The sequence below is a fragment of the Myxococcus stipitatus DSM 14675 genome (genome assembly GCF_000331735.1).
Classification (GTDB): domain Bacteria; phylum Myxococcota; class Myxococcia; order Myxococcales; family Myxococcaceae; genus Myxococcus; species Myxococcus stipitatus.
Genome location: NC_020126.1, coordinates 12454 through 38410 on the forward strand (window position 1 = coordinate 12454; position 25957 = coordinate 38410).

The following is a 25957-nucleotide window of genomic DNA, read 5'->3' on the forward strand; positions in this document are numbered from 1 at the left end:
GACTCTCCCTTGTAACGCGGGGACTGACACGGCGCTCTCCAGCGACGCGTCATGCTTGGTGCCGCAATCACGCCCGGCGCGGTGGGACCAACAGCCGCGCTTCAACGTGCACGGGGCAACGAAGGCGGGGAGGCCCGGTGCTCTCGCGACGTGTTCGTTCGTGGAACTCGCGGCGGGCTTCGCGCGCCTTGATTCGCTGCATTTCACGGAAGTCCTGCGAGGACTTGCGTGGGCGTGAGTGCGCGCCTGTCGGGGCACCAGGGCTCGCGTGCGCGCGGGCCCTGGCGCTGGCTCGGGTGATGACTCGCTAACGGCGGGGACGGAAGCGGGCGGAGACGGGGCCTCGGCCGGCGGGGCGGATGGTGCCGTCCTCGGAGATGCGAGCGCCGGAGTCGGGGAAGTCGGTGGCGGTGAGGTCCCTCAGCAGCTTGAGGACGGCGCCGCGCTCGTCGGGGATGGCGATGCCCTGGTCCACCTGCTTCGTGGGGAGGACCCGGCCGGTGGTGAAGCGGCCTTCGCGGTCCAGCTCCACCTCCAGCACCATGCCCAGGCCCTGTGGACCTTGGAGGTTGAAGCGGCCGTAGGTGGCGAAGTTGCCGAGCGAGTACGCGATGAGGCGGCCCTTGTAGAACTCCATGCCGCGCACGACGTGCGGGCCGTGGCCGATGACGACGTGGGCGCCCGCGTCCACCACCGCGTGGGTGAAGTGGCGCAGGTCACCTCGGTCCTCGCCGTGGAACAGCTCGCGGCCCTTGGGGACGTGGAGGGCCTTGCCGCCCTCGGCGCCACCGTGGAAGGAGACGATGACGATGTCGTGCTCGGCCGCCGCGGCGCGCACCAGGGCGGTGGCGGTGGCGGTGTTGTTGAGGTGGTTGCAGGAGGCCGACGTGTGGAAGGCCACCATGCCGATGCGCAGGCCATTGCGGTCCACCGTGGCCACGGAGCCCGGCGGGCCGCTCCACGCGATGCCGAGCGCGTCGAGCGTGGCCTCCGTCTCGCGACGGCACAGCTCGCCGAAGTCGCCCGAGTGGTTGTTCGCGGTGGAAGCGAGGTCCACGCCCGCGTCCTTGAAGAACTGGCCGTAGGCGGTGGGGGAGCGGAACGCGTAGCAGTTGCGCGACGAGCGGCACTTGGTCGTCTTGCCGTTGTCGCAGAGCGGGCCTTCGACGTTGGCGAAGGTGAGGTCGGCGTCCTCCATCAACGCGCGGACACCTGCAATCACGCTACCGCCGCCCTCGGGTGGCAGGTTGCCTTCGGGCACGGTGGTGCCGAGCATCATGTCGCCCACGGCGCGGATGCGCACCTTCGCGTCGGAGGGTGGGGGCGGGCGGTTCTGGGCTTGGGGTGTCTGGGCGAGCTTGGATTGGAGCGCGGCCTGGCCCTGGGCCTGGGCGAGCGCGGTCTCGAGGTCCGGGTGCTCGGGGGCGAGCTTCTGGACCTCGGTCCATTGGGTGAGGGCGTCCGTCCAGCGGCCCTCGACGGAGTAGGCCCAGCCGAGCTCCCAGCGACAGTCCACTCGGGAGGGGAGGGCGGTGACGCAGGTGGAGAGCTCGGTGATGGCGGTGGCGGTGTCCTTGGCCTTGAGGGCCTCGAGGCCGCGCTGGAAGTGGGACTCGGCGCCGAGGGTGAAGGCGGCGGCGCGAAGGGCGCCCGCTCCGGCGAGGGAGGCCGCGCTCGCGGGGTCCTCGAGGTCCGCGGGGGCCGGAGGGGACTCGGCAGGGGTCTGCGGGTTCGAGTCGGGCGCGGCCGTGCGGGCGTCCTGGCCCGTGGCGCCTCCGTTCGCGGGGGACTCGCTCGTGGCCTCGCCGCCCGTGGTCGAGGTGGTGGACGCCACATCCGCGAGCGCGCCTGCCGTGTTCGAGGTGGTGGGCGCCGCATCCGCGAGCGTGCCTCCCGCCAGCGCGGCTCCTTCACCCGCGCGCATCGCGGCGGTGAGGGAGGAGTCCTCGCCCTTCAGCGCGGAACGCACGGATTGTGAGCCGGCCGAGGACAGCAGCTCGGCGCTCTCCGCGAGCGGCGCTGTGGAGAACTTGTGGGCGGGAGAAGCACCCGGCGAGGTGGCGAGCGCCAGCAGAACAAAGGCGGACGGAAGCATGTGCCGCGCATCTTACGAGGCTCCGGGGGATCCGGGGACAGCCCTCACGTGCTCGACCCATGTCCGGGCAGGGAACGAAGCGCCCCCGTCTGGAACGAGGTCGCTCTGCCCCCGCACCCCACCTGGGGGCCAGGGACTGACGGGGCAGCAACAGCGGTCACTCTCGCTCCTGCCCGCCCTCCGCGACCGGACAGGGGCCTGCGTCTGGAGCCGCCCGGGTGCCTCTGTCCTCGCGCGGCGGCTCTCCCAGGAGGACAGGCGCCCCCAGGAGCGCTCCATCCCCCGGATGGCTCGACCTGGCGCACGAGCGGCGCCAGACTGGCGCGTCCATGCTCCCTCGCGGCCTGTTCCTGTCCCTGGCCTTGTCGCTGTCCGCCCCGGCGCTCGCCGAAGTCAGCGAGGGCGTCACCGTGAGCGTGCACTGCATGGACCCCTGCGCCGTGGTCCTCGACGGCAAACCGGGCCGCGCCGTGAACGAGTCCCTCTGGGAGTTCCCCGGCACCGCCCCCGGCTCACACCGCGTCGAAGCCGTGGACCCGAAGGGCCAGCCCCTGGTGAGCGGCCTCGCCGAGATTCCAGACTCAGCGCAGGCCAACGTCTACCTCATCAGCAACGAGCGCATCGTCGCGCGCAAGGGAGGCCCCCCGGAGCCCGGCACCCCCGAGTGGGAGCGGGAAGTCGCCCGCATCACCCCGAGCACTCCGCCCTCCACCCATCCACCTCCACCCCAGACGCCCCCCGAGAAGAGCACCGTCGTGGTGCGCTGCCAGGACGCCTGCGCGGTGGTGCTCGATGGACGGCGCGGGCTTCGTCGCGACGAGCTGACGTGGGAGTTCCGGAACGTGGAGCCCGGGAAGCATCGCATCGAGGGCACCGGCGAGCTCCTCTTGCGCAGGCTCTTCCTCGTCTACGTCGACGTGCCCTCGGGCATGGAGCTCACCTACCAGGGTGAGTCCAAGAACCTGCTCCGGCTCACGAAGCAGCAACTCCTCACCTCGGTGGAGGCCGCCCGAGCGAAGGCCGGCCTCACGGAGTCCTCACGCCTCCACGTCCGCTGCCCCAAGTCCTGCACCGTGCGCCTGGATGGCGCACGCAAGGGCGAGGACGGAGGCTCCGGCGTCGTCATCCAGGACGTGCCCTTCGGACAGCACACGCTGGAGGCGTCCTTCTCGCTCAGCGACCGGAACCGGCGCTTGTCCCTGAACGTGCCGCCTCGGAGCGAGGTCTTCATCACCGCGTCCGCGGACCAGGGCATCGTCGTGACGAACACCCGGCCCATCGGCTTCGAATAGCCGCGTCAGTCGCCCTGCTGCTCCGCGAGGGGCGCGTCCATGAGCGCGGCCACCTCGGCGGAGTACCCTCCGGGCCCCGAGCCATGGACCACGAGGGGTGGACGCACCGAGAGCCCTCGGTCCTTGTCGCGCACCGCCTGCACCAGGAACCGCGTGGCCGGCGCATCCACCCGAGAGTGCACGAAGCGCAGCACACGCGGATGCAGCTTCGCCTGTCCCAAGAGGCCCAGGACCTCGGCCACTCGCGCCGCCGGGTACACCAGGCTCACCGTGCCACCGGGCGCCAAGGCATACCGCGCCGCCAGGATGACGGCCTGCGCATCACAAGCCACCTCCGACTTGGAGATGGCGCGCTCGTCATCCGGACTGCGCACCCCCGCGTCGGCGAGACGGAAGGGTGGATTCGAGACGACCTGCGCATACGCGCCCCCGTCGACGAGCTCGCGGATGCGGCACAAATCCCCCAGCACCGGCCGCACCTGGGACTCACAGGCGTTGAGCGCCACGGCGCGCACGAGCCGCGCATGCACGGCGGGCTGAAGCTCCACCGCGTCCACCGGCCCCAAGCCGAACTGCTTCACGAGCAGGAACGACACCACGCCGCTGCCCGCGCCCAGCTCCAGCACGGTGCCACCATGGCCCACGGACTCCGAGGCCGCGAAGTGCGCGAGCAGCACGGCATCCAGCGTGAATCGATAGCCATTGCGGCGCTGAAGCACCCGGACACCCGAGGTGCCAATCGAGTCGAGTGTCTCGTCCGGACCGGGCTGAAGGAGGGAGTCGGGCACGTGAGAATCCAGGGCTCGCTTTTCCTCCTGGAGACGGAACGCGAGCAACCCCTTTTCGCCCGCACGTCCCCTTCTCGTCACGTGCTCGGGAGCGCGGTCGTCACGGTGTGTACACCACCGTGAGGACGGCATTCGTCGAGTCCTTCACGAAGAGGTACTGGGTCGCCGTCTGCTCCTGGCCGAAGCGCAGCCGGAGCTGTGTCCTCCCCGCCCGGTGGAGGGCCGCCAGCCCCGAGGCACTGAAGTCCCCGGAGCTCCTCGCCCCCGTGGTGAAGCGGTCGATGCTGGCCACCGCGCTCGCGCTCGCCGTCGCCGCCCAGTCGGAGACCTCCGTGGCCGCGCCGTTGAACGGCCCCGCGTTCACATCGACGACCACCGTGTTGCCCACGGGCGTCGACCAGGGGTCCCCGGAGCCCGACGAGTAGCTCACCGTCACGAAGGCCCGAGTGACGGTGGCCCCATCCGGCAGGCCCGACGTGTCGAATGAGAGGAACGCGCGGTTGTACTTCCCATCCGTCCCGCGCCCGAGCGCCAGGTTCGACAGCGTCCCCAGCGCCACGCCGCTCCCATCCGCGTTCGCCTTCAGGTAGCCGTCCTCCGTGGCGATGCTCGTGAAGGTGGCCGTCACGGGCGGGGGCGTGCCGCTGTTGTCCACGGTGACGTGTGTGTCCTCATCCAGGCCCACGTTCCCCGCGCTGTCATACGCCCGAGCCCCCAGCGTGTGCGCCCCGTTCCCCACGCCCTCGCTGCTCCACGCGAACTCATACGGAGCCACCGTGTCCGTCGCCACCACGGCCCCATCCACCAGCAACTCCACGCGAGCCACCCCCACGTCATCCGAGGCACTCACCGCCACCATCACCGTGCCGCGCACCGTGGCCCCCTCTCCCGGAGACGTCACCTGCACCGTCGGCGGCGTGGTGTCTCCCCCGGAGCCACCGGTGAGCCCGAAGAACGCGGCCTGGTGGTACACGGCGCAGAGGTTCACGTCCGTCATGTACGCGCCCGTGGAGCCACAGGCCGTGGTGCTGCCCGGGAAGTTGAACTGCGCATCGAAGGCCACCGCGTGCCCCAGGCCCGTGAGCTCCCACGTCTCCACTCGAGCCGTCCCCGCGCTGTCTCGATAGACCTTGTGAGGGAAGCCCGAGACGGTCTCCACCGTGTCCGGCGTCTGGTCGACGCCATGCACGTCCGTCCACTGCTCCAGGGCCTCCGTGGCATTCAGGGGCCGCACCGTGAAGTCGCTGGTGCCGTGCCAGATGGACACGCGAGGACGAGGCCCCGAGTACCCCGGGTAGCCACCACGCACCAGGTTCCCCCAGGCCGAGGGCGTCTTGTCCGTGCCGGGGCTCATGCAGGAGAGCGCGGACGTCATGGACGTGGCGCACTGGAAGGGCCCACCCGCGTTGAGGGCCCCGGCCGAGAACACGTCCGGGTAGACGGCCAGCAGCGCGGACGTCATGTACCCGCCCGCCGAGAAGCCCGCGACGTACACCCGCGACGCGTCGACGGAGTAGGTGGCCTTCATCGCATCCACCATCTGCTTGATGGAGAGCGCCTCGCCCGAGTCGCGCGAGGTGTCACCGGGCTCGAACCAGTTGAAGCACTGGGTGCCGCTGTTGCTGCCCTGCTGCTGCGGATACACGAGGTAGAACTTGTAGACGTTGGCCGCGGCCGTCCAGCCACTCAGCTCCATGCCCGTCGCGTTCTGCGTGCAGCCGTGGAGCACCACCACCACCGGCGCGTGGGCCGGCATCCCCGACGGCACGTGCCGGTACATCAGCAGGTTGCCCGGGTTGCTCCCGAAGCCCGTCACCTGCGTCAGCCCCTGCCGTGCTTCCTCGAGGAGCACGGGCGCCGCGCCCGGTGCCACGTCCACCTCGCCACAGCCCACGGTGAGCAGGCCCAGCCACAGGAATGCCAGTCGAGAACGCCACGAGGACATGGTGCCTCCCGGGCCGTCAGGGGGAAGGGAGGACGGCCGCGGGCCGCAACGTGACTCTCCCGCCTCCACCCGGTTCAAGGCGCGCCGCGTCGCCTCGACGGTGAAACCTGAACCAGGATTCACCTCAGCGCGTCGCGTCGAATTCCATGGAACCTGAATCGTTCTTCAAGTTCCGCATTCGCGCGTCAGCGCGCGGGGCGCTGCTCGGCGGCGAGGCGCTCGGCCAGGTCGATGACGTGGGCCTCGATGCACACGTCGTCCAGGAGGTTGGCCTCCACCACGCCCGTGGGGCTCGTGACATTCACCTCGGTGAGGTAGTCGCCCAGCACGTCGATGCCCACGAACAGCAGCCCGCGCTTGCGGAGCTCGGGCTTGAGGCGCTCGCAAATCTCGCGGTCCCGAGCGGTGAGCACCGCCTTGTGCGGGGTGCCGCCCGCGGCCATGTTGCCCCGGTGGTCATCGCCCGAGGGCACTCGCAGCACACCGCCCACCGGCTCGCCGTCCACCATGAGGATGCGCTTGTCGCCCTGGCGGCTCTCGGGGATGTACACCTGCGCGACGACGGCCTCGCGGCCTCCCTGCGTGAGCAACTCCACCGCGGAGCGCGCGTTCCGGTCTCCCGGAGACAGGAAGAGGATGCCCTTCCCACCGAACCCATCCACCGGCTTGAGGATGGTGCCCTGCTCGTTGCGAGCGATGAAGTCCAGCAGCACGGGCAGCTCGCGGCTGATGCGCGTGTCCGGCATCAAGTCCGCGTAGCGCAGCGAGAAGAGCTTCTCGTTCGCGTCGCGGATGCCCGCGGGGTGGTTCAGGTAGACGGGCGGGCGCTCCGGACACAGCTCCACCATCTGCGTGGCGTGGAGGAACTCCACGTCCACCGGCGGGTCCTTGCGCAGGAAGAGCACGTCGACGTCCGACAGCTCGCGCGGCACCTCGTCCAGCACGTCGAAGTGACGCCCCACCTCCCGGCGCACGGTGACCTGGCGCATGCGCGCCTCCGCCGCCCGGCCGTTGAAGCGCAGCCACCCCTGCTCGAAGTAGAGCACCCGGTGGCCCCGCTTCTGCGCCTCCAGCATCACCGCGAAGGTGGAATCGTGGTCCACCCGCACCGTCTCGAGCGGGTCCATCAGGAAGGCAATGGTGAGCGCGGCCATGGTCTCGGGAGGGTGGGGGTGAGAGGTGCCGGAAGATAACAGGGCCCCTCTGCACCGCCGCACATTCGAGAGAGGCGCCTACAGGTCCTGCCAGCTCTCGAAGTTCAACCGCGTTGTCTCCCCCGCGACAATCACCACGACGAGTGAGCGCTTCTCGCCCTGGGGGTCGAGGATTCTCAGCGTGTGCTTGCCCGCCGGCAGCTCCACGCCGAGCAGCGGCATCGTCCCCAGCTTCTGCTTGCCCAGGTAGATGGGCGCCGACTGGCCCTTCACGTTGAGCGAGAGCTTCCCCGTCGCGCGGCCGGGACGCGAGGTGCCGGTCCGCTCCGTCTTCGGCCCGTCGTCCACCGGCTCCTTGCGCGGAGCCGTCTCCTTGACGACTTCCGGGGGCTTCTTCCCCGCCACCACCGTGCCGCCGTCCTCCGGGAAGACGGCCAGCCGGGAGTCGTAGAGCTGCACCTCCGGGATGGGCTCCACCGTGGAGTCCAGCGCGCTGCTCAAGCGCAGGGCGCCATAGCCTCCGCCCGCGAGGATGGCGAGCAGCACCACGCCCCACAGCACATTGGAGCGCGTGCGCTGCGCGGACGTGAGCGCCTCCGCGTCCTCCGGCGTCGGAGCCTGGGACTTCTTCACCGTCGCCACCCGGCGCGAGGGCTTCTTGCCCGGCACCGGCTCGTTCCCGTTCTTGGGCGTGGCGGTGTCCTCGCGCACGGGCAGGTACGGCCCGTCATCTGACCGAAGGGCGCGCTTGGCGGTGTCCACCATGTGGCTGCTGGCCGTGCCCTCCGCGCTCTCCAGCAGCGCGCGCGTGGCCGCCATCCGCTCCGCGAAGAGCTCCCGCATCATCGAGGCGCGGTGGTCCGCGTCCTGAATCAACGAGCTCGCCGCCGCCTCGATGGCGCGCGCCATGTCCCGGCCGTTGGAGAAGCGCTTCTCGCGGCTGCGCTCCAGCGCCTGCATCACCACCCGGCCCACCTGCTCCGGTACGTGGGGCGCGACGTGCGAGGGCCAGGGGATGGGCGCCTCGAGAATCTTCATCATCTCGTCGCGCTCGGTGCTCCCCGCGAACAGCCGCGCGCCGGTGAGCATCTCGTGCATCATCACGCCGACGGAGAACAGGTCGCTGCGGCCATCCAGCTTCTCGCCGCGCACCTGCTCCGGGGACATGTAGCCGGTGGTGCCCTTCACCGTGCCCGCGTGCGTGCGCTCCAGGCTGCCCTTCGCCTTGGCGATGCCGAAGTCGAGCAGCTTCACCACGCCGTCGTACGTCACCATGACGTTCTTCTGCGCGACGTCGCGGTGGATGACGGGGCTGGGCTCGCCCGAGGGCGCGGTGAAGGTGTGCGCGTAGTGCAGCGCCATGCAGACGTCGCGCACCACCGACAGCGTGAAGCCCAGCGGCACCTGCTGCTTGCGGCGCAGGCACGCACCCGTAATCTGGTTCAGGTTCTGCCCGGCGATGAACTCCATGGCCAGGTAGAGCCCGTCATCCTCCTGCCCCAGGTCGAACACCTGCGCGATGTTGGGGTGGTTGAAGGCCGCGGTGATGCGGGCCTCGTCCAAGAACATCCGCTCGAACTGCTCGTTGTCGCGGACATCCGGGAGGATGCGCTTGACGACCACGTACTTGCGGAAGCCACCCGGACCCGAAGTGAAGCCGAGGAACAGCTCGGCCATGCCACCGACGGACAGCTGGGTGACGACCTCGTACTTCCCGATGCGCTCGCCTCGATAGAAATCGATGGGTGCACCTTCCTCGCCAGCGCCCCGCCACCGGAGCAGCACCGCGGCGGAGGATAACAGGCTTGTAGGGCGTGGACGTGGGGTGTGAATGCGCCGTCACGCCAGGTCGCCCCCTCATCCACGGGCGGGCTGTGGATGGCCTGTGGATAGCTGGGGGGTGGCTGTGGAGAAACGGTGGCGTGGATCATCGCCTGTGGGAAGCCGGGGGAAACCGCCAGTTTACCCACATGTAGCATCGGGCGAATTCGTGAGTCATCTCGCGAGCTTGCTGACTTGTCCCCAAGTCCACGCCCTCTACTGCTTCCACCATTTGATCAATACCTCCATTAAGCTTTTGAAGAAGCAGCAGGCCGCTGGGGACAGAGCCTGTGGATGGGTGCAACACGGTTGTAGAGTCCTGGGCCGTGCGAGCACTCACCCTCCTCTTCTGGTTGTTCGCCACGCAGGCCTGGGGCGTGGAGTCCCCGCTGACGCGAGCCGAGCAGCTCTTCGATGCGCTGGCGTTCGATGAAGCGGCCACGGCCTTCCAGGCGGCGCTGAAGGCCCCTGGGACGCGCGAGGAGCGCACGCGGGCATGGCGGGGGCTGGCGATATGCCACGCGGTCCTGGGACAGCGTCAGGAGGCCCAGGAGGCCTTCGAGGCTTTGCTGGTCCTGGACCCTGGCACGGAGGTGAAGGACTCCCTGGGGCCCAAGGTGCAGCTGCCCTTCCAGGCGGCGAAGGCGGCCTTGATGGGGCGGCGGGCCACACTCACGGTGACGCGGATGCCGGATGGGCGGGTGGTGGCGGTGTTGGAGCAGCCTCGGAGCGTGGCCACGGAGGTGATGGTGGCGGTGCGTGTGCCGGGCGCGGCGGGCTTCTCCGCGGTGGTGCGGCCTCCGCCCGGGCCGGTGTCGATGAAGGCCCCGCCGGAGCGCGCCGTGGAGGCCTACGCGGTGGCGCGCGATGCCGGGGGAGTCATCCTGTTCGAGCAGGGCACCGCGCGGGCCCCGCTGCGGCTGGAGGCCGTGGGAGAGGTGCCCGCGGCGGTGGCCTCGGCGCGGGAGGGGGCGCTGTCGCCGGGGGCGCCCCTGGCCTCGGCGGCCTCGGTGGAGGAGGCACCTCGCGGAGGTCTCTGGCCCTACGTCGTGGGCGGAGTGGGACTGGCCGCGGCGGGGGTGGTGCTGGGCGTGGTGCTGACGCGGCCGGAGTCGCTGGTGCTGCCCGTGGCGGACCGCTCGGAGCGCTTGCCATGAGACGAGCGTTCTCGAGGGGGTGGTGGTTCGTGGCCCTGGCGTCGCTCGTGCTGGCCGCGTGCGAGGACGTGCCCGCGCTGGTGCCGCCCGACCTGTGCGCCAGCGTGGTGTGTCCGGAGGGGCAGGGGTGCCTGGAGGGGCGGTGCCTGGCCACCGCGTGCCAGGGCGTGGCCTGCGGCGCCGGACGGTACTGCGAGCAGGACGCGTGCAAGGAAGCCTCGTGTCTGGGGACGGCGTGCGCGGGCGGAGAGGTGTGCCGCGAGGGGGCGTGTGGCCGCGTGAGCTGTGGCGCGACCGTGGCGTGCCTCCCGACGGAGCGGTGCCTGGACTCGGTCTGCGTGAAGGACACGTGCAGAGGCGTGGCCTGTCCTCAAGGCACGGTGTGCCGGCCGGGTGGGCAGTGCCGGGGCATCGCGTGCGCGGGTGACTCCGCTTGTGCCTCGGATGAGCGCTGCGGCGCGGACGGCCGCTGTGTGTCGACCTCCGGGTGCGCGGCGGTGAGCTGCCCCGCGCAGCAGGTGTGTCGCGAGGGCGCGTGCCAGGTGCTCTCCTGCGCCAGCGCGGCGCAGTGTGGACCCGGTGAGGTGTGTCGCTCGGGCACGTGCCTGTCCGGCACGGAGGCCTGCGCGAAGAAGGGCCCGTGCGCCGCGGGGCAGGTGTGCCGGGACGGTGCATGCCGCGCGGTGGAGTGCGGCGCGGGCCGGTCATGCCAGGGACTGGAGAGCTGTCGCGCGGGCGTGTGCGAGGGGCCGGTGCGAGCAGAGGCGCAGGGGCTGACTCCCGGGGCGGGGGTGCTCCCAGTGGGGCCCGGCTCCGTGAGTCCAGGCGTGGGCGGAGGCCCGGCCCGAGGCCCCACGCATACGCTTCATCCCGGAGTGGTTCCGTGAGAGCGGCGCGCCTGCTCACCGGAGGACGTCGCGCAGCTTCTCCAGGAGCCCGGGCAAGGTCGTGAGCAGCTCGTGGTCCGTGTGCTCGAGATCCTCGTGCAGGACCTCGAGCTCCTCGCTCGGGTCCGTCGTGGTGGCCAGCTGGTGGAGGAGCCCGTGCAGCTGCTGGTGGCGTGTCACCAGTCGCGTGAGGGCGCCCTCCAATTCATGGGAGAGCGTGTCATCCCATGGGAAGTCCAAGCTGATGAGCTCTCGGAGTTGTTCCACCAGGTAGGTGAGGTCCCAGGACTCCTCGTAGCCGGCTCTCCGAGGCATCGCTCCCCCAGACCACCGGGCCTCAGCCCAACACGCGTATCCGGGTGAGCCCCGCCAGCGTCAGCCGCGAGCGGGACGTGTCCACTTCCACCGTGGCGTGGCAGCCCTCCAGCTCCAGGCAGGCCCTCCGCGGCATCGAGGGCGGGCCCTCCTCCTGGTGCGCCAACGACGCCATGCGGAACAGCTCCGAGTACAGGGCTTGTCGCGTCTGGGGAGGCAGGCCCTCCACGCTGCCTCTCAGGCCGCGTGGAATGAGCACGGTGAAGGCATGCGGGCAGGCCGTGGGTTCCGCGTCGGCGACGAGGGTCATGACGGGCGCCAACTGCGAGAATCGTACCTTTTGACGACTCAACCATTCCGCGTGGTTGCGGCGGGGGGAGGGGTGACTGTCTGAAAAAGTCACAGGCCCTTCCCTGGAGAATCCTGAAGTGTTGACCGGGTGGCGCGCTCCGCGAGTGCTCGCCTGCCCTGCTCCGACAGGCGCTCACTTCAGCTGGCAGCAGATGGCGTACGCCGTGGTGGGAGCGGCGGCGTTCTGGGCGCCCTGGCAGCGATATCCCGCCGCGCTCGGAGGTTGCTGGGTGGGGCTGCTGGTCGTCGTGACCCCCACCGGCATGAACGTGACGCCCGCGCTGGCGGTGGCGTCATGGATTCCGTCACAACCCCCGCCCATCAAGAGCTCGCCTGGAAGGCACCAGGCCGTGATGCCCGCCGGGTCGCTGCTGGCGGCGCTCTTCGGGTAGGTGCAGGACAACCTGGGCACCGCGTGCTGGTGGTCCGCGCGGGCCACCGTCACGGAGGTGCCGTTGGTGCCACCGGTCGGAGGGAGTCGAGCGCTCAACGTCGGCTGCGTCCCCACGGTGGTGATGACGAGCCCGTCTCCGAACTTGCCCGGGATGTCATCGAGCTTGTCCTTGTCCCCCGCGCTCATGAAGCCCTGGGCCGTGGGGGTGGCGGCGTTGTGGGAGTGGATCGCCGGAGCGAAGGCGGAGGGCAGGGAGCCCGCGAGCCGCTGGCTGTCATTGGCGCGCAGGGCGAAGGGCACCGACGTCAGCGGCAGCCGGGGGATGAGCTCGGACTGGCCCGCGAGCGTGACGCCCAGGTGCAGCTCGTTGCGCTTCATGACGTCATCGCGCAGGGGCATCGACGCCCCCAGCACCACCGCGTAGTAGCCGTTCGTCACCGGCACGCCCACGTGGCTCTCCTGCCAGAGGGGCGCGCCTCCGGTGGACGTGGCGTAGAGGGCGAAGGTGATGTCCTGCGGTGAGCCTTCGGGCGAGCCATCCGCGCGCACCAGCCGCCCCTGGAAGGCCATGGTCCGAGGCGCCTCCTGCGCGAACGCGGGCGCTGTCCCCACCACGAGCAACACGAGCACGGACACGAAGACGGGTCGAACGGGCATGAGGACTCCACGACGGGAGAGGGACTCGCGAGGGAGTCTATGCCGCGAGCGTTCAGCAGCTGAAACCCGAGGGGCCTCGGAATGGCGCGGAGCAACGTTGGAGGACCGCACGCGGGGGCCTCCCCCTCGCATCCCCCTGGGGCCGGGGCTATAGCCGGACGTTGGCTCGGGGAGGACCCATGGCGCGCGCGACGAGAGCGGTCGGGACGGGGTGGGTGCTCCTCCTGCTGGCGGCGATGTCGGGCACCGGCGTCACGGCCTGTCGCGAGGAAGGTGGCCTGACGGGGGCACAGGGCCGGCTGCGGTTGTCTCACGAGCGGCTCGACTTCCCCGCCGCCTACCCCGGCGGAGTCCGCGAGGCCGAGGTCCGGGTGATGAACGCGGGCCGCGCTCCGCTGGAGGTCACCTGGACGCAGGTGGACGAGCCCTTCTCGCTGGTGGACGTGCCCCCCGTGCACGTGGCGTCGGATGAAGTCACCGTGCGGCTGCGCTTCAGTCCCCGCGCCACGGGCACCTTCCAGACGCGGCTCTCCGGCACCGCATCCGATGGGGGACGCGTGGAGCTGGTGCTGTGGGGCGAGGCACGTCCGGTGCCGGACTGCGTGGCCTCGACATGCGCCACCGCGGCGTTCGACCCCGTCACCGAGCGCTGCGTGGAGACGCTGCTCCCGGACGGCACCGGGTGTGATCCAGGCAATGCGTGCCTCACCACGGCCACCTGTCAGCAGGGGCGGTGCAAGGGGCTGGAGCGTCCCTGTGACGATGGCAACGCCTGCACCACGGACGTGTGCCACGTGCTGGATGGTTGCGCCGCGGTGCCCGCGCCGCCGTGTCCCGGGGCGGGAGTGTGTCAGGTGGGCACGTGTGACCCGAAGCTCGGATGTGCCCTGGCCGATGCACCGGATGGGACCTTCTGCGGGACGGAGCACGGCTGTGACGCCGCTGACGTCTGCGTGGAGGGCACGTGCGCGCGGCGAGACCTGCCGGACGGCTTCCTGTGTGAGGCGGCCAGCCCCTGTCAGGCGGAGGGACGCTGCAAAGGCTCCGTGTGTGTGCGCCCCCCGGCCGTGGCGCTGTCGACGAACTGGAGCCTGGACGCCCACGCGATGCACCGGAACCTGCATGACCTGCTGGTGGGGCCCGAGGGTGACGTGACGCTGTCGGGCTTCTACGAGTCCGCGCTGCTCGATGCGTCGGCGCCTTCGCCGCTGCTCAGCAGCGAGGCCGCCCGGCGCTGCATGCTGTGGAACGACCGGCTGCTGTGCATGGACCTGCCGGACGACGGCAAGGTGTCGCTGGTGGAGCGCTACACGGGCGTGCCTCGGTGGACCTTCACCCTGGCGGCGGCGCGGCCCGACATCGGACAGCGCACCTCCAGCCTCTTCCTGGCGCGCCTCGCGGTGATGGCGCCGGACCGGCTGGCCGCGCTCTTCGAGGCGTACCCCGTGGAGCAGGGCCGAGACACGCGCTGTCGCCTGTACTTCCTGGTGGTGCTGGATGCCCACGGGCAGCTCGTGTCCGCGCAGGAGCTCTCCGACCCGCTGCTGTCCGAGTGCGACCACCCGCACCCCTTCGGCGTCGTCTCCGACGCGGCGGGGGACCTGTATGTCTCCTTCGCTCCGACGCTGAACCTGGAGGCGCCGCTCCGTCCCGGTGCGCCGTCGCTGTTCATGGCGTTCTCCTCGGACGGAGTGCCTCGCTGGCGCACGACGCAGGCCATGGAGTCAGGGGAGCTCGCGGTGGCGAACGGGCTGCTCTTCCCCGAGCGGGGGACGCAGGCCCTGAGCACGCGGGATGGCTCGGTGAAGGCGGTGCTGGAGAAGCCCTTTGGCCGCGTCGTCGCCACGCGAGAGCGGGTGGTGCCCAGCGCGTCGGGCACCACGGTGAACGCCGGCGGGCCCCTGCTCCCCACCATCGCGGAGCTCCAGGGCTTCACGCTGCCAGGGCTTCAGCCGGCATGGACGTACCACCTGCGCGCCCATCAGACCTTCACCTCGAAGGAGCTGCGCCTGGCCACCTGGCCGGAGGCACCGGGGCTCCCACCCCGGACCGTGGTGCTCGCGACGGCGAAGGACACCCGCGATGAGCAGGCGCTGCTGGTGGGCATCCACGCGACGAGCGGCCGCGAGGCCTTCCAGTGCCGGCTCGACTACGGGGCGCACTCGGTTCCGCAGCTGCTGGAGCTGGCACCCGGAGCGCTGCTGCTGATGGACGGCGCGGAGACGTGCGGAGAATGCGACCCGCCCTTCGCCTACAGCACGCAGGCGCGCTTCCACCGCTTCCCCATGCCGGGCCTGCTCCCCGCGCAGGAGCCCTGGCCGGGGACCTTCGGGGGCCCGGGGCATGACCACCACGAGGGCGCGGACCGCTGACGCGCCTCACCCGACGCCCGCCTCGGACGGGAGCCAGGCCTCGTAGTGGATGCGGCCCAGCGCCGTCTCGGGGACGGAGCCACCGCCCAAGGTGCCGATGATGTCCACGCGCTCGGAGTCGTCCGAGGCGGGGTGGATGCGGAACTCCACGCCGCGCCCGAAGGGAGGCAGCCGCAGTCCGTGCCAGCGCAGCGTCCCGCCTCGCAAGCGGATGCCGCCGTCCTCGAGCACCCGCACGTCCAACTCCAGGTCCAACCCCTGCTCGACGAACACCTCGTGCAGCCGGCCCCCGCGCACGATGAAGTCCGAGTCGAACCGGCGCAGCACGCCGTCGCAGTACAGCTCCCGGACGAAGTGCATGGAGCCATCCGCGCGGCGGAAGGTGCGGAAGCGCCCCGGGAAGGTACAGGGGCCTTGCTCGAAGAGGCCCTGACCGAACAGCCGCGTGGCCACCCAGGCCATCATCCGCGCCGGCAGCGACGAGAACGCCACCGAGGCCCGCGTGCTCCAGGCCCCCGGGTTGGCGTAGAAGCGGCGGACGCGAGGGTCCACACGCGCCACCTCCGGACCCAGCGCGGACGCGAGCAAGGGCCACACGTCCGAAGGCAGGGCGCGCTGTCCTCGATGCACGGCCTTCACGCCTCGGCGATAGACGCTGGCCGCGGTCCACGCGGTGAAGAAGCTCCCCAGCAGCAGCCACGCCGCGCGCCGCTCCCCCACCAGGCCCGCGTCGTCGCGCTCTCGCGGCATGCACAGCGCACGCACGGTGGCGAACGCATAGTGACGCAGCAGGCTCCAGCACGCGCTCAGCATGCGAGACAAGGACAGCGCCAGGCCGTGGGCCATGGCGGTCTCACCCGGGACAGCCCCCGCGAGGGCGGGCTGGTCGAACAAGCGCGCGCCCAGCGTCATCTCCACGTGCTGCACCAGCAAGCGCCACAAGGGCTCGTGCGCATGGGCCTGGGCCTCCTCGAGGAACGCGGCCTCATGGCCCTCCTCGCGAGCCCTGGCGACGTCCTGGATGTGGGCCTCGATCCAGCGCTCGTCCCGGACCTCCCAGGGGAGGTGCTCCTCGCAGGCCCTCGCATAGGACGCCCACTCCCGCGTGCGAGGCTGGCCCCGCTCATCCACGGGCATGACGGCGGCGCCCAAGCGGGCGAAGGGCTCCGACACTCCCCAGAAACGGCCCAGCGTGACGGCGCTCGCGGCCAGCAGGTGCACCCGGGCCATGCGGCATGGATTCGCGCGGTAGAAGTCCGCGAGCAACGCCAAGGCTCGACGGCAGGCGCGGTGACGCGGCTCGAAGCTCATGGCGCGACCTCCACAAGTTCTCCACAGGGGCGTGGCTGTCCCTCGGCGGCGTCTCCGCGTCCCAGCCAGCTTCGCGCCGCGCCTGGAGCGGGCGGCCTGCCCAGACACCTGGCCACGAGGAACGCGCCGAAACTCCACCGCGAGCGCCGCTGCCTCGTCGCGAGCAGGTCCCCCGCGCACCACCGCCGCAGTGTCTCGAAGCCCCACTCGGTGCCCAGGCGCATGAGGGGGCGGAACAGCGCCGCGTCGAGCACCTCCCCCAGCACCCCGTGGCGCGTCTCGTAGTCGAAGACCGTCTTGAAGAACGTGCCCTCGGGCCGGCGCTCGTAGAGCCACAGGCCGCGGCCTCGCAGGATGAGGCTGCGCCAGTCGTCGGCGCCGAACTCGAAGATGGAGCGCTGGTGGAGGCTGCTGGCCAGGTAGCGGCCCCACCCGACGACCTCGAGCCCGAAGCCCAGGTGTGTCCGGTAGTCCATCAGGTGGAAGCCTCGTGCGTCCTGCTCCGGCAGCGCGCGGATGGACGTGAAGCGGATGTCCCAGGCCGTGTGCAGCTCCGGGTCCTGGGTGCGCTCCCAGACCGTCTCCACCGGCGCGGGGAGGAGCACCTCCACGACAATCCGTTGGAGTCGCTGTTGCCGCTTTGGAGTCGGCCGAGGGGCCCGCCGGAAGGCCCGCCACCGCGCCAGGTCGTGCGCGAAGGTGAGGAGCGCCGTCACCCCCATGACGGTCATCACCGCGCGCAGGGCGCCGGGAACGTCGGGGGGCTCCAGGCGCACGCCCGTGGGCAGCAGCCGGTCCATCCACACGGCCTGGAACGTGGCCATGAGGTAGAGCCCCACCAGCACGCTGAGCACCACGTGCATGAAGTACTCGCCCCGAGGCACCCCGCCCTGCGAGGCCCGGCTGTCGCGCTCCTCCCAGACATCCGCGAGGGCCACCCCCACGTCCGCGGCGTAGAGGAGCCCGAGCAACCCCAGCGCCCATCCCTGGAAGCGCACGTGCGGCACCCAGAGGAACTGGAGCGCGTAGAGGAGGTGCCGCGCCGTGTGCCAGAGCACCTCGCGCTGACACTCGGCACGCTCCTGGAGCCGGCCGCGCCAGAGGTGGAAGTAGACGACGTCGAAGGCGCCCAGCAGGCCAATCACGAGCAGCAGATGGAAGGCGACGCTCATGCCCCGCCGGATTGCAACGGCGCGGCCATCCCTCCGGAGCGACGCAAACCTTCAATCCGACAGGGCTGCGAGCGGGCACGGCTCAGCGAGCGTCAACGCCGTGGACAGGACCGACAACGTCGAGGTCATCCCCAACTTCTCCACAGGGCGCGGCGTCCGGGGCGGGTTCACCGGATGGGTGTGGCCGGCAGCCTGGGTGCGTCATGAATCGCGCATCAACTGTCGCGTGCGGCTCGCGCGCGGGTAGCGGGAGTGGTGGTGCGCTGTCAATTGCTCGTGCCGGGAATCCACGAAGTATTTTCCGGACGGGTGGTGAATACGACCCGCCCTCAGCCGCTCTGGAACCCGGCCTGACACGGCACCTGCCGCGCCACCGACCCTGCGGGTGGACATGCAACGCGTACCCGATATTCTTCGGTCATCGTTGACGTTGAAAGACGTGGACGTGTTCCACGTTGCCCATGCGAGGCCCGCCCGGGATGCACCCCCTTGGTCCCGGCGCTTGTGTGGAAGGAGTGCGGTTGCCCGGATGACCTTGGAGGTCCGGCGTGCGGCGGCTCCGTTGCAGCGTGGGGGGCCTGCTCGGGCCCCGGGGGGAAGAGCTTCCCTGGGGCCCGAGTCACCTCGTCTGCTTCCGGCCCCACCCGAAGGTGAGGCCCGCCTGCCTGGTGTTCAGTCCTTCGTGTAGACGACGCGGCTGCCGCCGTTCGCCTTCACCTCGGTGCGCGGAGGACGGGTGGAGCACTGGATGGTGGAGCCGCCGCTGGCCTCGACGGAGAGCTTCTCGGACGGGTCCGCCTCCAGCTGCGAGCCGCCGCTGGCCTCCACCTCCAGCCGCCGCAGGCCCTTGATGTCCATGGCCTTGATGATGGTGCCGCCGCTGGCCTCCACGTCCATGTCCCGGGCGCGACCGGACAGGTTGAGGACGGAGCCGCCGCTGGCCTCCACGTCCAGCTTGTCCGCGTTGATGTCGCGGATGGTGAGGGCGGCGCCGCCGCTGGCCTCGGCGGAGAAGTCCTCGGAGGCGGAGGCTTCCGCTTCCACGTGGCTGCCGCCGCTGGCGCTCACGCCCTCCACGCGGGGGCTGGAGACGTAGAGGGTGATGCGGCCGGTCTGCGTGCCCTTGAAGAAATTCCCCCGGTCCATCTCCGTGGTGAGCTGCCCGTCCTTCACGACGAGCCTCAGCCGGGAGAGCTTGTCCGCGGGCCCTTCCAGGCGGACCGACTTGGGGCCGACCTTCACCTGGGCCTTGATGCCGTGGCCCACCGCGACGGAGTGGAAGTCGGAGACCTCGCGCGTCTCGGAGCCGCGCGAGTCATCCGCGAACGACGCACTCGCGAACATGAGCATGGGGACGAGCAGGGTCATGCGGGCGGTCTTCATGGCGGACTCCGTCAGGCAGTGGAGCCCGGCATGGGCTCCGACAACATGCCGGGCTTACGGATGGGCCGCTGGAACGATTGCCACGGGACCGGGAACTACTGCTGCGAGAGCAGCTCCAGGGGGACATTCACCGCGCGGGTCTCCCCGGGCTTGATGTCCACGGGCAGCTTGAGCGCCTTGCCGTCCTCGCCCACGATTTTCAGCACCTGCTTGCCGGATGGCACGCTCACCTTGAAGAGCGGCGTCACGCCCAACAACTGTCCTCCCAGGAAGACCCGGGCGTAGGGGTCCGTGGACAGGCTGAGGAAGCCTGGTGCGCCGCCCGTGGGGGCGGATTCCTGCGGCTCGTCCGCGGAGTCCGTCTTGGGAGGAGGAGACCGCGGCGTCCGAGCCGTCGCCTCCTTGGTGCGCGACCGGCCTGTCTGAGGCCGTCGAGGCGGAGCGCGCTTCTTGTCCTCGGGCTCATCCGCCGCGAGCGACTTCGAGTCCTCCGCGGCCTTGTTCTCCGGAGCGGGCTCGTCAGCGGGGGGCTCCTTCTGGACTTCCACACCCTGGGCCACCTCGGCCTGGGGCTGGGTGGGCGGTGAAGTCCGTGCGTCGGCCTTGGGTGGGATGGGCTGTGGAGTCGGGAGGGGCCTCACCTTGGAAGGCTCGCCCACGGGCTCCGCCGAGGGCGAGAGCCAGGAGGACACCTTGCCCCCGTCGAGTCCCAGTCCCACCACCGCCGCGCCCACGACGACGAGGACGAGCACGACGGCGACGAGCTTGAGCCAGCCCCGGGACGCGCCCACCGCGGGCACACCGCGCTGGGTGTGGACGTGGGAGTCCTCGTCCTCGTGCTCCTCCTCCTCGGAGGAAGCGCGGCGGGCGTCCTGGAAGGCGCGGGCGGGCCGGGTGGTGACACCCATCTCCGCTTCGGCCTGCGGGGGGAACGACGCGGCGAGCTGCGCCTGGGGACGGCGGCGCGCTGGAGGGGAAGCGTTGCTGCGCCGCGCGGGCACTCCCGCATGTCCGCCGGGCTCCGCGGAGAGCGCGGGCGCGCGGGCCACGGAGACCTCCGGCTTGCGCTCGGGCGGAGGCGGTGAGGGAGGCACGGCGCGCAGCGCGTCTCCCGAGCGTCCGGAGCGGGACCGGCCCGCGGCCTCCTCCGCGTCCGAGGTCCTGGAGACCTGGGCCGACGGAGGCGGGGGCGGCGTGCGCGTGGGCGCCGACGGGGAGGAGAGCGCGGGCCGCCCGGGCTGGGTGCGGGCCATGGCGGCCGCATCCGGCGAGAGGGGCGGCGTCTCCTTCGCCGGCGGAAGACGCAGGGGCTCCGACGGGCCTCGGGACGCGAGCCGCTTCTGGGGCGGCTCACGCAGCACGGGCTTGCGGGGCTCCGGGTCGGGCGGCGGAGGAGGCGGCGGGGTCGTCGCCGGCTGCGCGGTGGTGGTGGCCCGACGCGGAGGCGGCGGAGGCGTGGCCGGCGGAGTCGTGCCCGACTGCTTCACCGTGGGCACCGCCGTCATGGAGGGACGGCGCGTCTCCGGTGGGCCGGTGTTGGTGTTGACGGTGGGAGGCTCGGGCGCCTCGGGGGGAGTGGGCGCGGGCAGGCCGCCGTTGGCCAGCATCGCCGCCACGCTCGTCTCGCTGGTGGCGTCGCCGTTGGCGGGGCCCGCCATGAGGAGCTGGCGCGTCTGCTCACGCCGGTCGGCGAAGAGGCGGCTCATCACCTCGCTGCTCTGCTCGGGGTGCCAGATGAGCGGGCCCACCGCGCGCTCCAGGGCGCGGGCGAACTCCAGCGTGGAGGAGTACCGGTCCTCGCGGCGCTTCGACAGCGCGCGCAGGACGATGGCGTCCAGCTCCGGCGGTATCTGCTTGTTGGTGCGCGAGGGCGGCGTGACCTCGCACCGCAGCACCGCGTTCATCATCGCCTCGGCCTGCTTCGCGTAGAACAACCGCATGCCGGTGAGCAGCTCGTGCAGCACCACGCCCAGGCTGAACAAGTCACTGCGCGCGTCCAGCGGCTCGCCCATGATCTGCTCGGGCGACATGTAGCCGCTGGTGCCCTTCACCATGCCCACCGCGGTGCGGCTGGCGCGCGCCAGGTTCTTGGCGATGCCGAAGTCGAGCAGCTTGGTGACGCCCTCGTACGTCACCATGATGTTCTTCTCCGCCACGTCCCGGTGGATGACGGGCGAGGGGCGGCCCAGCGGGTCCGTGAAGGTGTGCGCGTAGTGCAGCGCGACGGCCGTGTCCCGCACCGACATCAGGCTGAAGCCCATGGGGATGGGGTGGTTGGCCTGGCGGCACGCCTTCGCCACCTCCACCAGCGTCGCCCCCGGCACGAACTCCATGGCCAGGAACAGCTCCCCCTCCGCGATGTCCAGGTCGAACACCTGGGCGATGTGCGGGTGGTTGAACGCGGCCGTGACCTTGGCCTCGTCCAGGAACATCCGGATGAACTCTTCCTCGCCTCGGATGTCCGGCAGAATCTGCTTGAGGACCACGAGCTTGCGGAAGCCCGCGAGCCCTCGCTGGGACGCGAGGAAGATCTCCGCCATCCCGCCCGTGGACAGGCGGCTGAGCACCTCATACTTGCCCAGCGACCGGCTCTTGGAGCCATCGGTCGCGAGCGGCAGCGTCGTCCCACTCATCGGAAGACAGTGAATCTACACCGGCACCCCGACGGACGCGAAAGACGCGCTCAAAGAAAAGTCCACGAATATCTATATCGCTTACTTTTCTGTGAATCCTTGACGTCGGCCCCGCGAAGTCTCGTCGCGTTGAGAGGCGGGGAGGGTGACGGCCAGTGCGTTGAGCAGGCGCAAGTCCGAGCGGGAGAGGCCGCGCAGGTTCTTGCGGAGGTCGCCCAGGGCGGGGGGCTCGGCGCGGGAGGCCAGGGGTGGACGCTTGCGACCCGGGGGTGTCTCGATGCTCGCGTCCAGGGCCAGCAACAGGTGAGGGGGCACGCGCAGGACGGTGCACAGCCCCCGCAGGGTGTGGATGCTCGGGAGCATGTGGCCGCGCTCCAGGCGTGCGTACACCTCTCGGGCCACGCCCAGCCGCTCCGCCACGGCGGCCTGGGTCATCCCCAGGCTCCGACGGGCCGTCCGCGCGGACATGCCCAGGTGGATTCCAAGCTCGGTCTTCACATGTGTCTCGTCCGTCGCGAGGCCACGAGTCTTTCGCGCCTCCATGCCCGGCGGCACCCTACTCCGCGCCATGGAAGTGACGCACCGTGCGTGAAGACGCCGGGATGTGCCGTGAAGTGCGCGCCAGGGGTACCCATGGGCGGCTGCGTCAGGACGAGGGGGCTGCTTCGTCCAATCGACGGTTTTCGATGTCACGCGCACCCTGACTGGACCGGCCACCTTCCGTGGCGTTGGCCCGGGGCACGCATCTCTCCCCTCCCTTCACATTCCGCGCGTCCCTCCCGCCCGTCCCCTCTGGGACCTGGGCTAAGACGCGCACCAAGGTTCCATGGATACTTCTGTTTCTCCCCGCACCGTCACCGGCCGCATCGATGTCCACCCCCGAGGCTTCGGCTTCCTCACCGTGCAGGCGCCCGGTGCCCAGGAGGTGCTGTCCGCCTTCATCCCTCCGCCGGACCTCAATCCGTTGTTCGCGGGGGACATCGTCACCGGCACGGTGACGGCGGGCGCGGATGGCCGCTGGAGCGCGAGCGGCCTGTCGCTGGTGGAGCGGCCCCGCACGCGGGTCTACGGCGAGGTGGTCTCTCGCAAGGGCGCGCTGTTCCTGCGCATCGACCGCGAGGTGGGCAACGCGGACTGGGTGTTGGATGCGGGCACCACGCGCGTGCAGCACGGCGACGCGGTGGTGGCGAGCATCGCGGACGGCAAGGTCGTCCTGCTCTACAAGCTGGAGCCCGGGGCGGACCGCTCGCTGGAGCGCATCATCGCGCGGCACGGGCTGCACAAGGACTTCTCCCCGGAGGCGCTGGAGGACGCGCGCCGCGCTCGCCAGGTGCCGCACGAGGTGGGCTCCCGGCGTGACCTGCGCGACGTGCCCACGGTGACGGTGGATGCGCCGTCCACGCGAGACATCGACGACGCGATTTCCGTGCTGCCCGCGGGGCCGGACGGGGCGCTGCGCCTCTTGGTGTCCATCGCGGACGTGGGCGAGGCGGTGAAGGAGGGCACGGCGCTGGATGTGGAGGCGCGCGAGCGGGCCACCAGCGTGTACATGGCGGGCCGCGTCCTGCCGATGCTGCCGGAGTCGCTGTCCGCGGACTGGCTGAGCCTGGTGCCGGGCGCGGAGCGGCGCTGCCTCACGGTGGAGTTGCGCATCGACCCGCAGGGACGGGTGACGGCGGCGGACGTGTACGAGAGCGTCATCCGCTCCTGGGCGCGGCTGAACTACGACGAAGTCGCCGCCTTCCTCGACCGAGGCGAGGTGTCCGAGGCCATGGCCCCGGTGCGGGACGTCATGCCGTGGTTCCGACTGGCGGCGGCGCGGCTCGCGGTGGCGCGGGGCGCGCGAGGCGGCATGGAGTTCGCGCGAGATGAGGCGCGGTTCACCTTCAACGAGGCGACGGGCGAGGTCTCCGGCCTCGTGAGCGAGCAGCCCACGTCCGCGCACGGGATGATTGAGCGCTTCATGGTGGCGGCGAACGAGGCCATCGCCACATGGATGCTGGCGCGCGGCCTGCCGGGCGTGTTCCGCGTGCACGAGCAGCCGGACCCCCAGCGGGTGGCGGACTTGAATGCCTTCGCCGAGCACTCCGGGTTCGCCGCGGGCTTCGGCCGGGAGTTGACTCCGTTGGCGCTGGCGTCGTTCGACCGGCAAATCGTGGGCGCGGCGGCGGAGCCGGCGCTGCGCTCGGTGCTGCGGCGCTCCCTGGGGCCGTCGCGCTACACGGTGAAGCCGGGGCCGCACTTCGGACTGGCGGCGCCGCTGTACCTGCACTTCACGTCGCCCATCCGCCGGTACGCGGACCTGGCGGTGCACCGCACGCTGAAGGGCTACCTGAACGGCCGCCGCGACTACCTGGACGAGGACCCGAAGGTGGAGTCGCTCGCGGTGCACATCAACGGGCGGGCGCGCGCGGCGAATCGCGCGGAGTCGGACCGGCACCACGTGCTGGAGGCGCGGTGGCTGGCGGGCCACGTGGGCCGGGAGTTCCCCGCGCGGGTGGTGCGCGTGCGTCCCTTCGGCCTCATCGCGCAAATCGACGGCATGCTGGTGGAAGGCGTGCTGCCCGCGGAAGGACTGCCAGGAGGCCCCTTCCGTCCGGATGCGCGAGAGCTGTCGCTCGTGGGCAAGGAGCGGACCTTCACGGTGGGCATGCCCGTGAATGTGAAGGTGGCGTCCACCGACGAGTCCCTGGGCCGCGTGGAATTGGCACTGGTGTCGTAGCAGGAAAGGGATTCAATCCCTGTCATGACTCGGGCGCCGCCGCCGCTGCCCGTAAAGACTCTCCAGGCCGGAGCCCGTGCCCCAAGGGGTGTCGGGTTCCCGACGATGAGAGGGCTCCCGCCTCGGTCCGCCCCGGGAATGAGATAGACATTCATTCGCCGTTGGCTGTGATTGATTGCAATTCAAAGGAGTTGTATGGGCCAGCTTCGAATGAAGTTGCTGTCTGCTTCTTTGGTGTCTCTTGCATTGGGCGGCTGTGGCGACGTCGCGTCTCCTGAACCCGAGATAGGAATGGCCACGACGCCCCAGGCGGTGGCGAACGTGGGGGTGCCCCTGCCGCTTCCTCCGGGATGTCTGATTGGCGCGCTCGACACGGACCAGGATGGAGTCTGTGACGTCGTGGAGGTCCTCCTCGGCACCAGCACGACGAGCGCGGACACGGATGGAGACAGGCTCAGCGACTACGTGGAGTCGTTCGGCTTCGGGGGCTTGGACTTGTCCGCCCTGGGGGCGAACGCGCGCAAGAAGGACATCTTCGTGGAGGTGGACTACTACCCCAACCTCCGTCCGACGCAGGGCACGCTGAACCGCGTCATCACGGCGTTCGCCAACGCGCCCGTCAGCAACCCGGATGGGTCGACGGGCATCAACCTGCACCTCGTCGTGGACCAGCAGATTGCCGCGGCGGACGCGGACATGGACTTGAACCCGGTCTGGACGGACTTCGACGTCATCAAGACCAAGTATTTCACGGCGAACCGCGGGCCGTACTTCCACTACCTGGTGATGGCGAACCGGTACGACGGCGGCAACTCCAGCGGCATCTCGCGAGGCATTCCGGCCCACGACTTCGTGGTGAGCCTGGGCTTCGCGGCGGGGTCCATCACGGAGCTGCAGTTGGCGGGAACCATCATGCACGAGTTGGGGCACAACATCGGCCTGCGGCACGGTGGCAATGACAACGCCAACTACAAGCCCAACTACCTGAGCATCATGAACTACGAGTACCAGTTCTACGGCTTCAGCATCGGCGGCCTGGCCAACGTGCTGGACTACTCGCGCGTGCAGACGGCGAGCTTCAACGAACTGGCCGTGAACGAGACCGCCGCCTTCTCGCCGGTGGCGCCCACCACCGAAGCGGACCTCGCTCGGGTGGGTGGGCTGCGCTTCAACAACGCGCTGGTCATCGGCAACGCGAGCGCCAACCTCGACCTCAACAACAACGGTGGCATCGACGCCGCCAACTACGGCCGCGACTTCAACCGCAACGGCGTGGCGGACATCTTCCCCGCGTCGCAGAACGACTGGCTGGCGTTGCTCTATGACGGCGGCGGCCAGATTGGCGGCCCCGGGGCGGAGGCCCTCCAGCGCTCGGAGCGCTTCCTCGTCGCGCCCGAGACGATGGAGCCCTGCCTCACCGTGGATGAGCCCCGTACGCCGTAGTCCCCGTCCATCCCTCCAGGGATGACGTCTCGCCACCGGGCTCCGAGTCGTGGAGCCCGGTGCAT

General features: G+C 70.6%; 19 protein-coding genes. 6 read left to right on the forward strand and 13 right to left on the reverse strand.

Annotated features, from left to right (window positions below; translation table 11 throughout):
• Window positions 1-307 precede the first annotated feature (307 nt).
• Entirely contained in the window at window positions 308-2095 is a 1788-nt protein-coding gene (locus MYSTI_RS00055) for a CapA family protein (RefSeq protein ID WP_015345633.1), read from the reverse strand.
• 329 nt (window positions 2096-2424) lie between these two features.
• On the opposite strand from MYSTI_RS00055, the gene MYSTI_RS00060 reads away from it, so the two are divergent.
• On the forward strand, window positions 2425-3387 hold the full coding sequence (locus MYSTI_RS00060) for a hypothetical protein (protein ID WP_015345634.1): 963 nt from the start codon (window positions 2425-2427) through the stop codon (window positions 3385-3387).
• Window positions 3388-3392: 5 nt separating this feature from the next.
• On the opposite strand, the gene MYSTI_RS00065 is transcribed toward MYSTI_RS00060, so the two are convergent.
• From MYSTI_RS00065 to MYSTI_RS00080, 4 genes are all read right to left on the reverse strand, one after another.
• Window positions 3393-4175 carry a tRNA1(Val) (adenine(37)-N6)-methyltransferase gene (locus tag MYSTI_RS00065; RefSeq protein ID WP_015345635.1) on the reverse strand — a complete coding sequence of 261 codons (783 nt, stop codon included), beginning with the start codon at window positions 4173-4175 and terminating at the stop codon, window positions 3393-3395.
• Window positions 4176-4275: 100 nt separating this feature from the next.
• Complete coding sequence (locus tag MYSTI_RS00070; RefSeq protein ID WP_015345636.1) at window positions 4276-6120, reverse strand: extracellular catalytic domain type 1 short-chain-length polyhydroxyalkanoate depolymerase; 1845 nt, start codon at window positions 6118-6120, stop codon at window positions 4276-4278.
• Between the two features lie 185 nt (window positions 6121-6305).
• Window positions 6306-7274, reverse strand: coding sequence for a glutathione synthase (gene gshB, locus MYSTI_RS00075; RefSeq protein WP_015345637.1), 969 nt, complete (start codon window positions 7272-7274; stop codon window positions 6306-6308).
• 78 nt (window positions 7275-7352) lie between these two features.
• Window positions 7353-9059, reverse strand: a complete 1707-nt coding sequence (locus MYSTI_RS00080) for a serine/threonine-protein kinase (protein ID WP_015345638.1) — start codon at window positions 9057-9059, stop codon at window positions 7353-7355.
• 362 nt (window positions 9060-9421) lie between these two features.
• On the opposite strand from MYSTI_RS00080, the gene MYSTI_RS00085 reads away from it, so the two are divergent.
• A complete protein-coding gene (locus tag MYSTI_RS00085) occupies window positions 9422-10252 on the forward strand; it encodes a tetratricopeptide repeat protein (RefSeq protein ID WP_015345639.1) in 831 nt (276 codons plus the stop codon).
• On the forward strand, window positions 10249-11139 hold the full coding sequence (locus MYSTI_RS00090) for a hypothetical protein (RefSeq protein WP_015345640.1): 891 nt from the start codon (window positions 10249-10251) through the stop codon (window positions 11137-11139). The genes MYSTI_RS00085 and MYSTI_RS00090 overlap by 4 nt, the downstream gene beginning before the upstream one ends.
• Window positions 11140-11154: 15 nt before the next feature.
• Here MYSTI_RS00090 and MYSTI_RS00095 read toward each other — a convergent pair whose 3' ends face one another.
• From MYSTI_RS00095 to MYSTI_RS00105, 3 genes are all read right to left on the reverse strand, one after another.
• Complete coding sequence (locus MYSTI_RS00095) at window positions 11155-11454, reverse strand: hypothetical protein (protein ID WP_015345641.1); 300 nt, start codon at window positions 11452-11454, stop codon at window positions 11155-11157.
• A 22-nt stretch (window positions 11455-11476) separates the two neighbouring features.
• Window positions 11477-11764 carry a hypothetical protein gene (locus MYSTI_RS00100; RefSeq protein WP_015345642.1) on the reverse strand — a complete coding sequence of 96 codons (288 nt, stop codon included), beginning with the start codon at window positions 11762-11764 and terminating at the stop codon, window positions 11477-11479.
• 174 nt (window positions 11765-11938) lie between these two features.
• Window positions 11939-12856, reverse strand: a complete 918-nt coding sequence (locus MYSTI_RS00105) for a DUF8740 domain-containing protein (protein ID WP_015345643.1) — start codon at window positions 12854-12856, stop codon at window positions 11939-11941.
• Window positions 12857-13035: 179 nt separating this feature from the next.
• Between MYSTI_RS00105 and MYSTI_RS00110 the strand changes: the two genes are divergently transcribed.
• Window positions 13036-15228 (forward strand): hypothetical protein, encoded by a 2193-nt coding sequence (locus MYSTI_RS00110; RefSeq protein ID WP_015345644.1) that lies wholly within the window; start codon window positions 13036-13038, stop codon window positions 15226-15228.
• A 6-nt stretch (window positions 15229-15234) separates the two neighbouring features.
• Here MYSTI_RS00110 and MYSTI_RS43575 read toward each other — a convergent pair whose 3' ends face one another.
• From MYSTI_RS43575 to MYSTI_RS00135, 5 genes are all read right to left on the reverse strand, one after another.
• Complete coding sequence (locus MYSTI_RS43575) at window positions 15235-16539, reverse strand: DUF4166 domain-containing protein (RefSeq protein WP_015345645.1); 1305 nt, start codon at window positions 16537-16539, stop codon at window positions 15235-15237.
• Window positions 16536-17711 (reverse strand): hypothetical protein, encoded by a 1176-nt coding sequence (locus MYSTI_RS43580; RefSeq protein ID WP_015345646.1) that lies wholly within the window; start codon window positions 17709-17711, stop codon window positions 16536-16538. Before MYSTI_RS43580 ends, MYSTI_RS43575 begins: the two co-directional genes overlap by 4 nt.
• Before the next feature lie 672 nt (window positions 17712-18383).
• Window positions 18384-19094, reverse strand: coding sequence for a head GIN domain-containing protein (locus tag MYSTI_RS00125; RefSeq protein ID WP_015345647.1), 711 nt, complete (start codon window positions 19092-19094; stop codon window positions 18384-18386).
• Window positions 19095-19189: 95 nt separating this feature from the next.
• Window positions 19190-21727, reverse strand: a complete 2538-nt coding sequence (locus tag MYSTI_RS00130; RefSeq protein WP_015345648.1) for a serine/threonine-protein kinase — start codon at window positions 21725-21727, stop codon at window positions 19190-19192.
• An 81-nt stretch (window positions 21728-21808) separates the two neighbouring features.
• Window positions 21809-22225, reverse strand: coding sequence for a helix-turn-helix transcriptional regulator (locus MYSTI_RS00135; RefSeq protein WP_084668284.1), 417 nt, complete (start codon window positions 22223-22225; stop codon window positions 21809-21811).
• A gap of 328 nt (window positions 22226-22553) precedes the next feature.
• Between MYSTI_RS00135 and MYSTI_RS00140 the strand changes: the two genes are divergently transcribed.
• The gene (locus tag MYSTI_RS00140) at window positions 22554-24449 is read left to right on the forward strand and encodes a ribonuclease R family protein (protein WP_015345650.1); all 1896 of its coding nucleotides are present in this window, start codon (window positions 22554-22556) and stop codon (window positions 24447-24449) included.
• A gap of 291 nt (window positions 24450-24740) precedes the next feature.
• A complete protein-coding gene (locus MYSTI_RS00145; RefSeq protein WP_015345651.1) occupies window positions 24741-25892 on the forward strand; it encodes a zinc metalloprotease in 1152 nt (383 codons plus the stop codon).
• Window positions 25893-25957: the final 65 nt, after the last annotated feature.

Bases quoted from the DNA above. Each gene is read 5' to 3' on its own strand.
- MYSTI_RS00055 (WP_015345633.1), bottom strand. From the start codon at position 2,095: ATGCTTCCGTCCGCCTTTGTTCTGCTGGCGCTCGCCACCTCGCCGGGT.
- MYSTI_RS00070 (WP_015345636.1), bottom strand. From the start codon at position 6,120: ATGTCCTCGTGGCGTTCTCGACTGGCATTCCTGTGGCTGGGCCTGCTC.
- MYSTI_RS00060 (WP_015345634.1), top strand. From the start codon at position 2,425: ATGCTCCCTCGCGGCCTGTTCCTGTCCCTGGCCTTGTCGCTGTCCGCC.
- MYSTI_RS00125 (WP_015345647.1), bottom strand. From the start codon at position 19,094: ATGAAGACCGCCCGCATGACCCTGCTCGTCCCCATGCTCATGTTCGCG.
- MYSTI_RS00100 (WP_015345642.1), bottom strand. From the start codon at position 11,764: ATGACCCTCGTCGCCGACGCGGAACCCACGGCCTGCCCGCATGCCTTC.
- MYSTI_RS43575 (WP_015345645.1), bottom strand. From the start codon at position 16,539: ATGAGCTTCGAGCCGCGTCACCGCGCCTGCCGTCGAGCCTTGGCGTTG.
- MYSTI_RS00130 (WP_015345648.1), bottom strand. From the start codon at position 21,727: ATGAGTGGGACGACGCTGCCGCTCGCGACCGATGGCTCCAAGAGCCGG.
- gshB (WP_015345637.1), bottom strand. From the start codon at position 7,274: ATGGCCGCGCTCACCATTGCCTTCCTGATGGACCCGCTCGAGACGGTG.
- MYSTI_RS00105 (WP_015345643.1), bottom strand. From the start codon at position 12,856: ATGCCCGTTCGACCCGTCTTCGTGTCCGTGCTCGTGTTGCTCGTGGTG.
- MYSTI_RS00140 (WP_015345650.1), top strand. From the start codon at position 22,554: ATGGATACTTCTGTTTCTCCCCGCACCGTCACCGGCCGCATCGATGTC.
- MYSTI_RS00090 (WP_015345640.1), top strand. From the start codon at position 10,249: ATGAGACGAGCGTTCTCGAGGGGGTGGTGGTTCGTGGCCCTGGCGTCG.
- MYSTI_RS00110 (WP_015345644.1), top strand. From the start codon at position 13,036: ATGGCGCGCGCGACGAGAGCGGTCGGGACGGGGTGGGTGCTCCTCCTG.
- MYSTI_RS00095 (WP_015345641.1), bottom strand. From the start codon at position 11,454: ATGCCTCGGAGAGCCGGCTACGAGGAGTCCTGGGACCTCACCTACCTG.
- MYSTI_RS00145 (WP_015345651.1), top strand. From the start codon at position 24,741: ATGGCCACGACGCCCCAGGCGGTGGCGAACGTGGGGGTGCCCCTGCCG.
- MYSTI_RS43580 (WP_015345646.1), bottom strand. From the start codon at position 17,711: ATGAGCGTCGCCTTCCATCTGCTGCTCGTGATTGGCCTGCTGGGCGCC.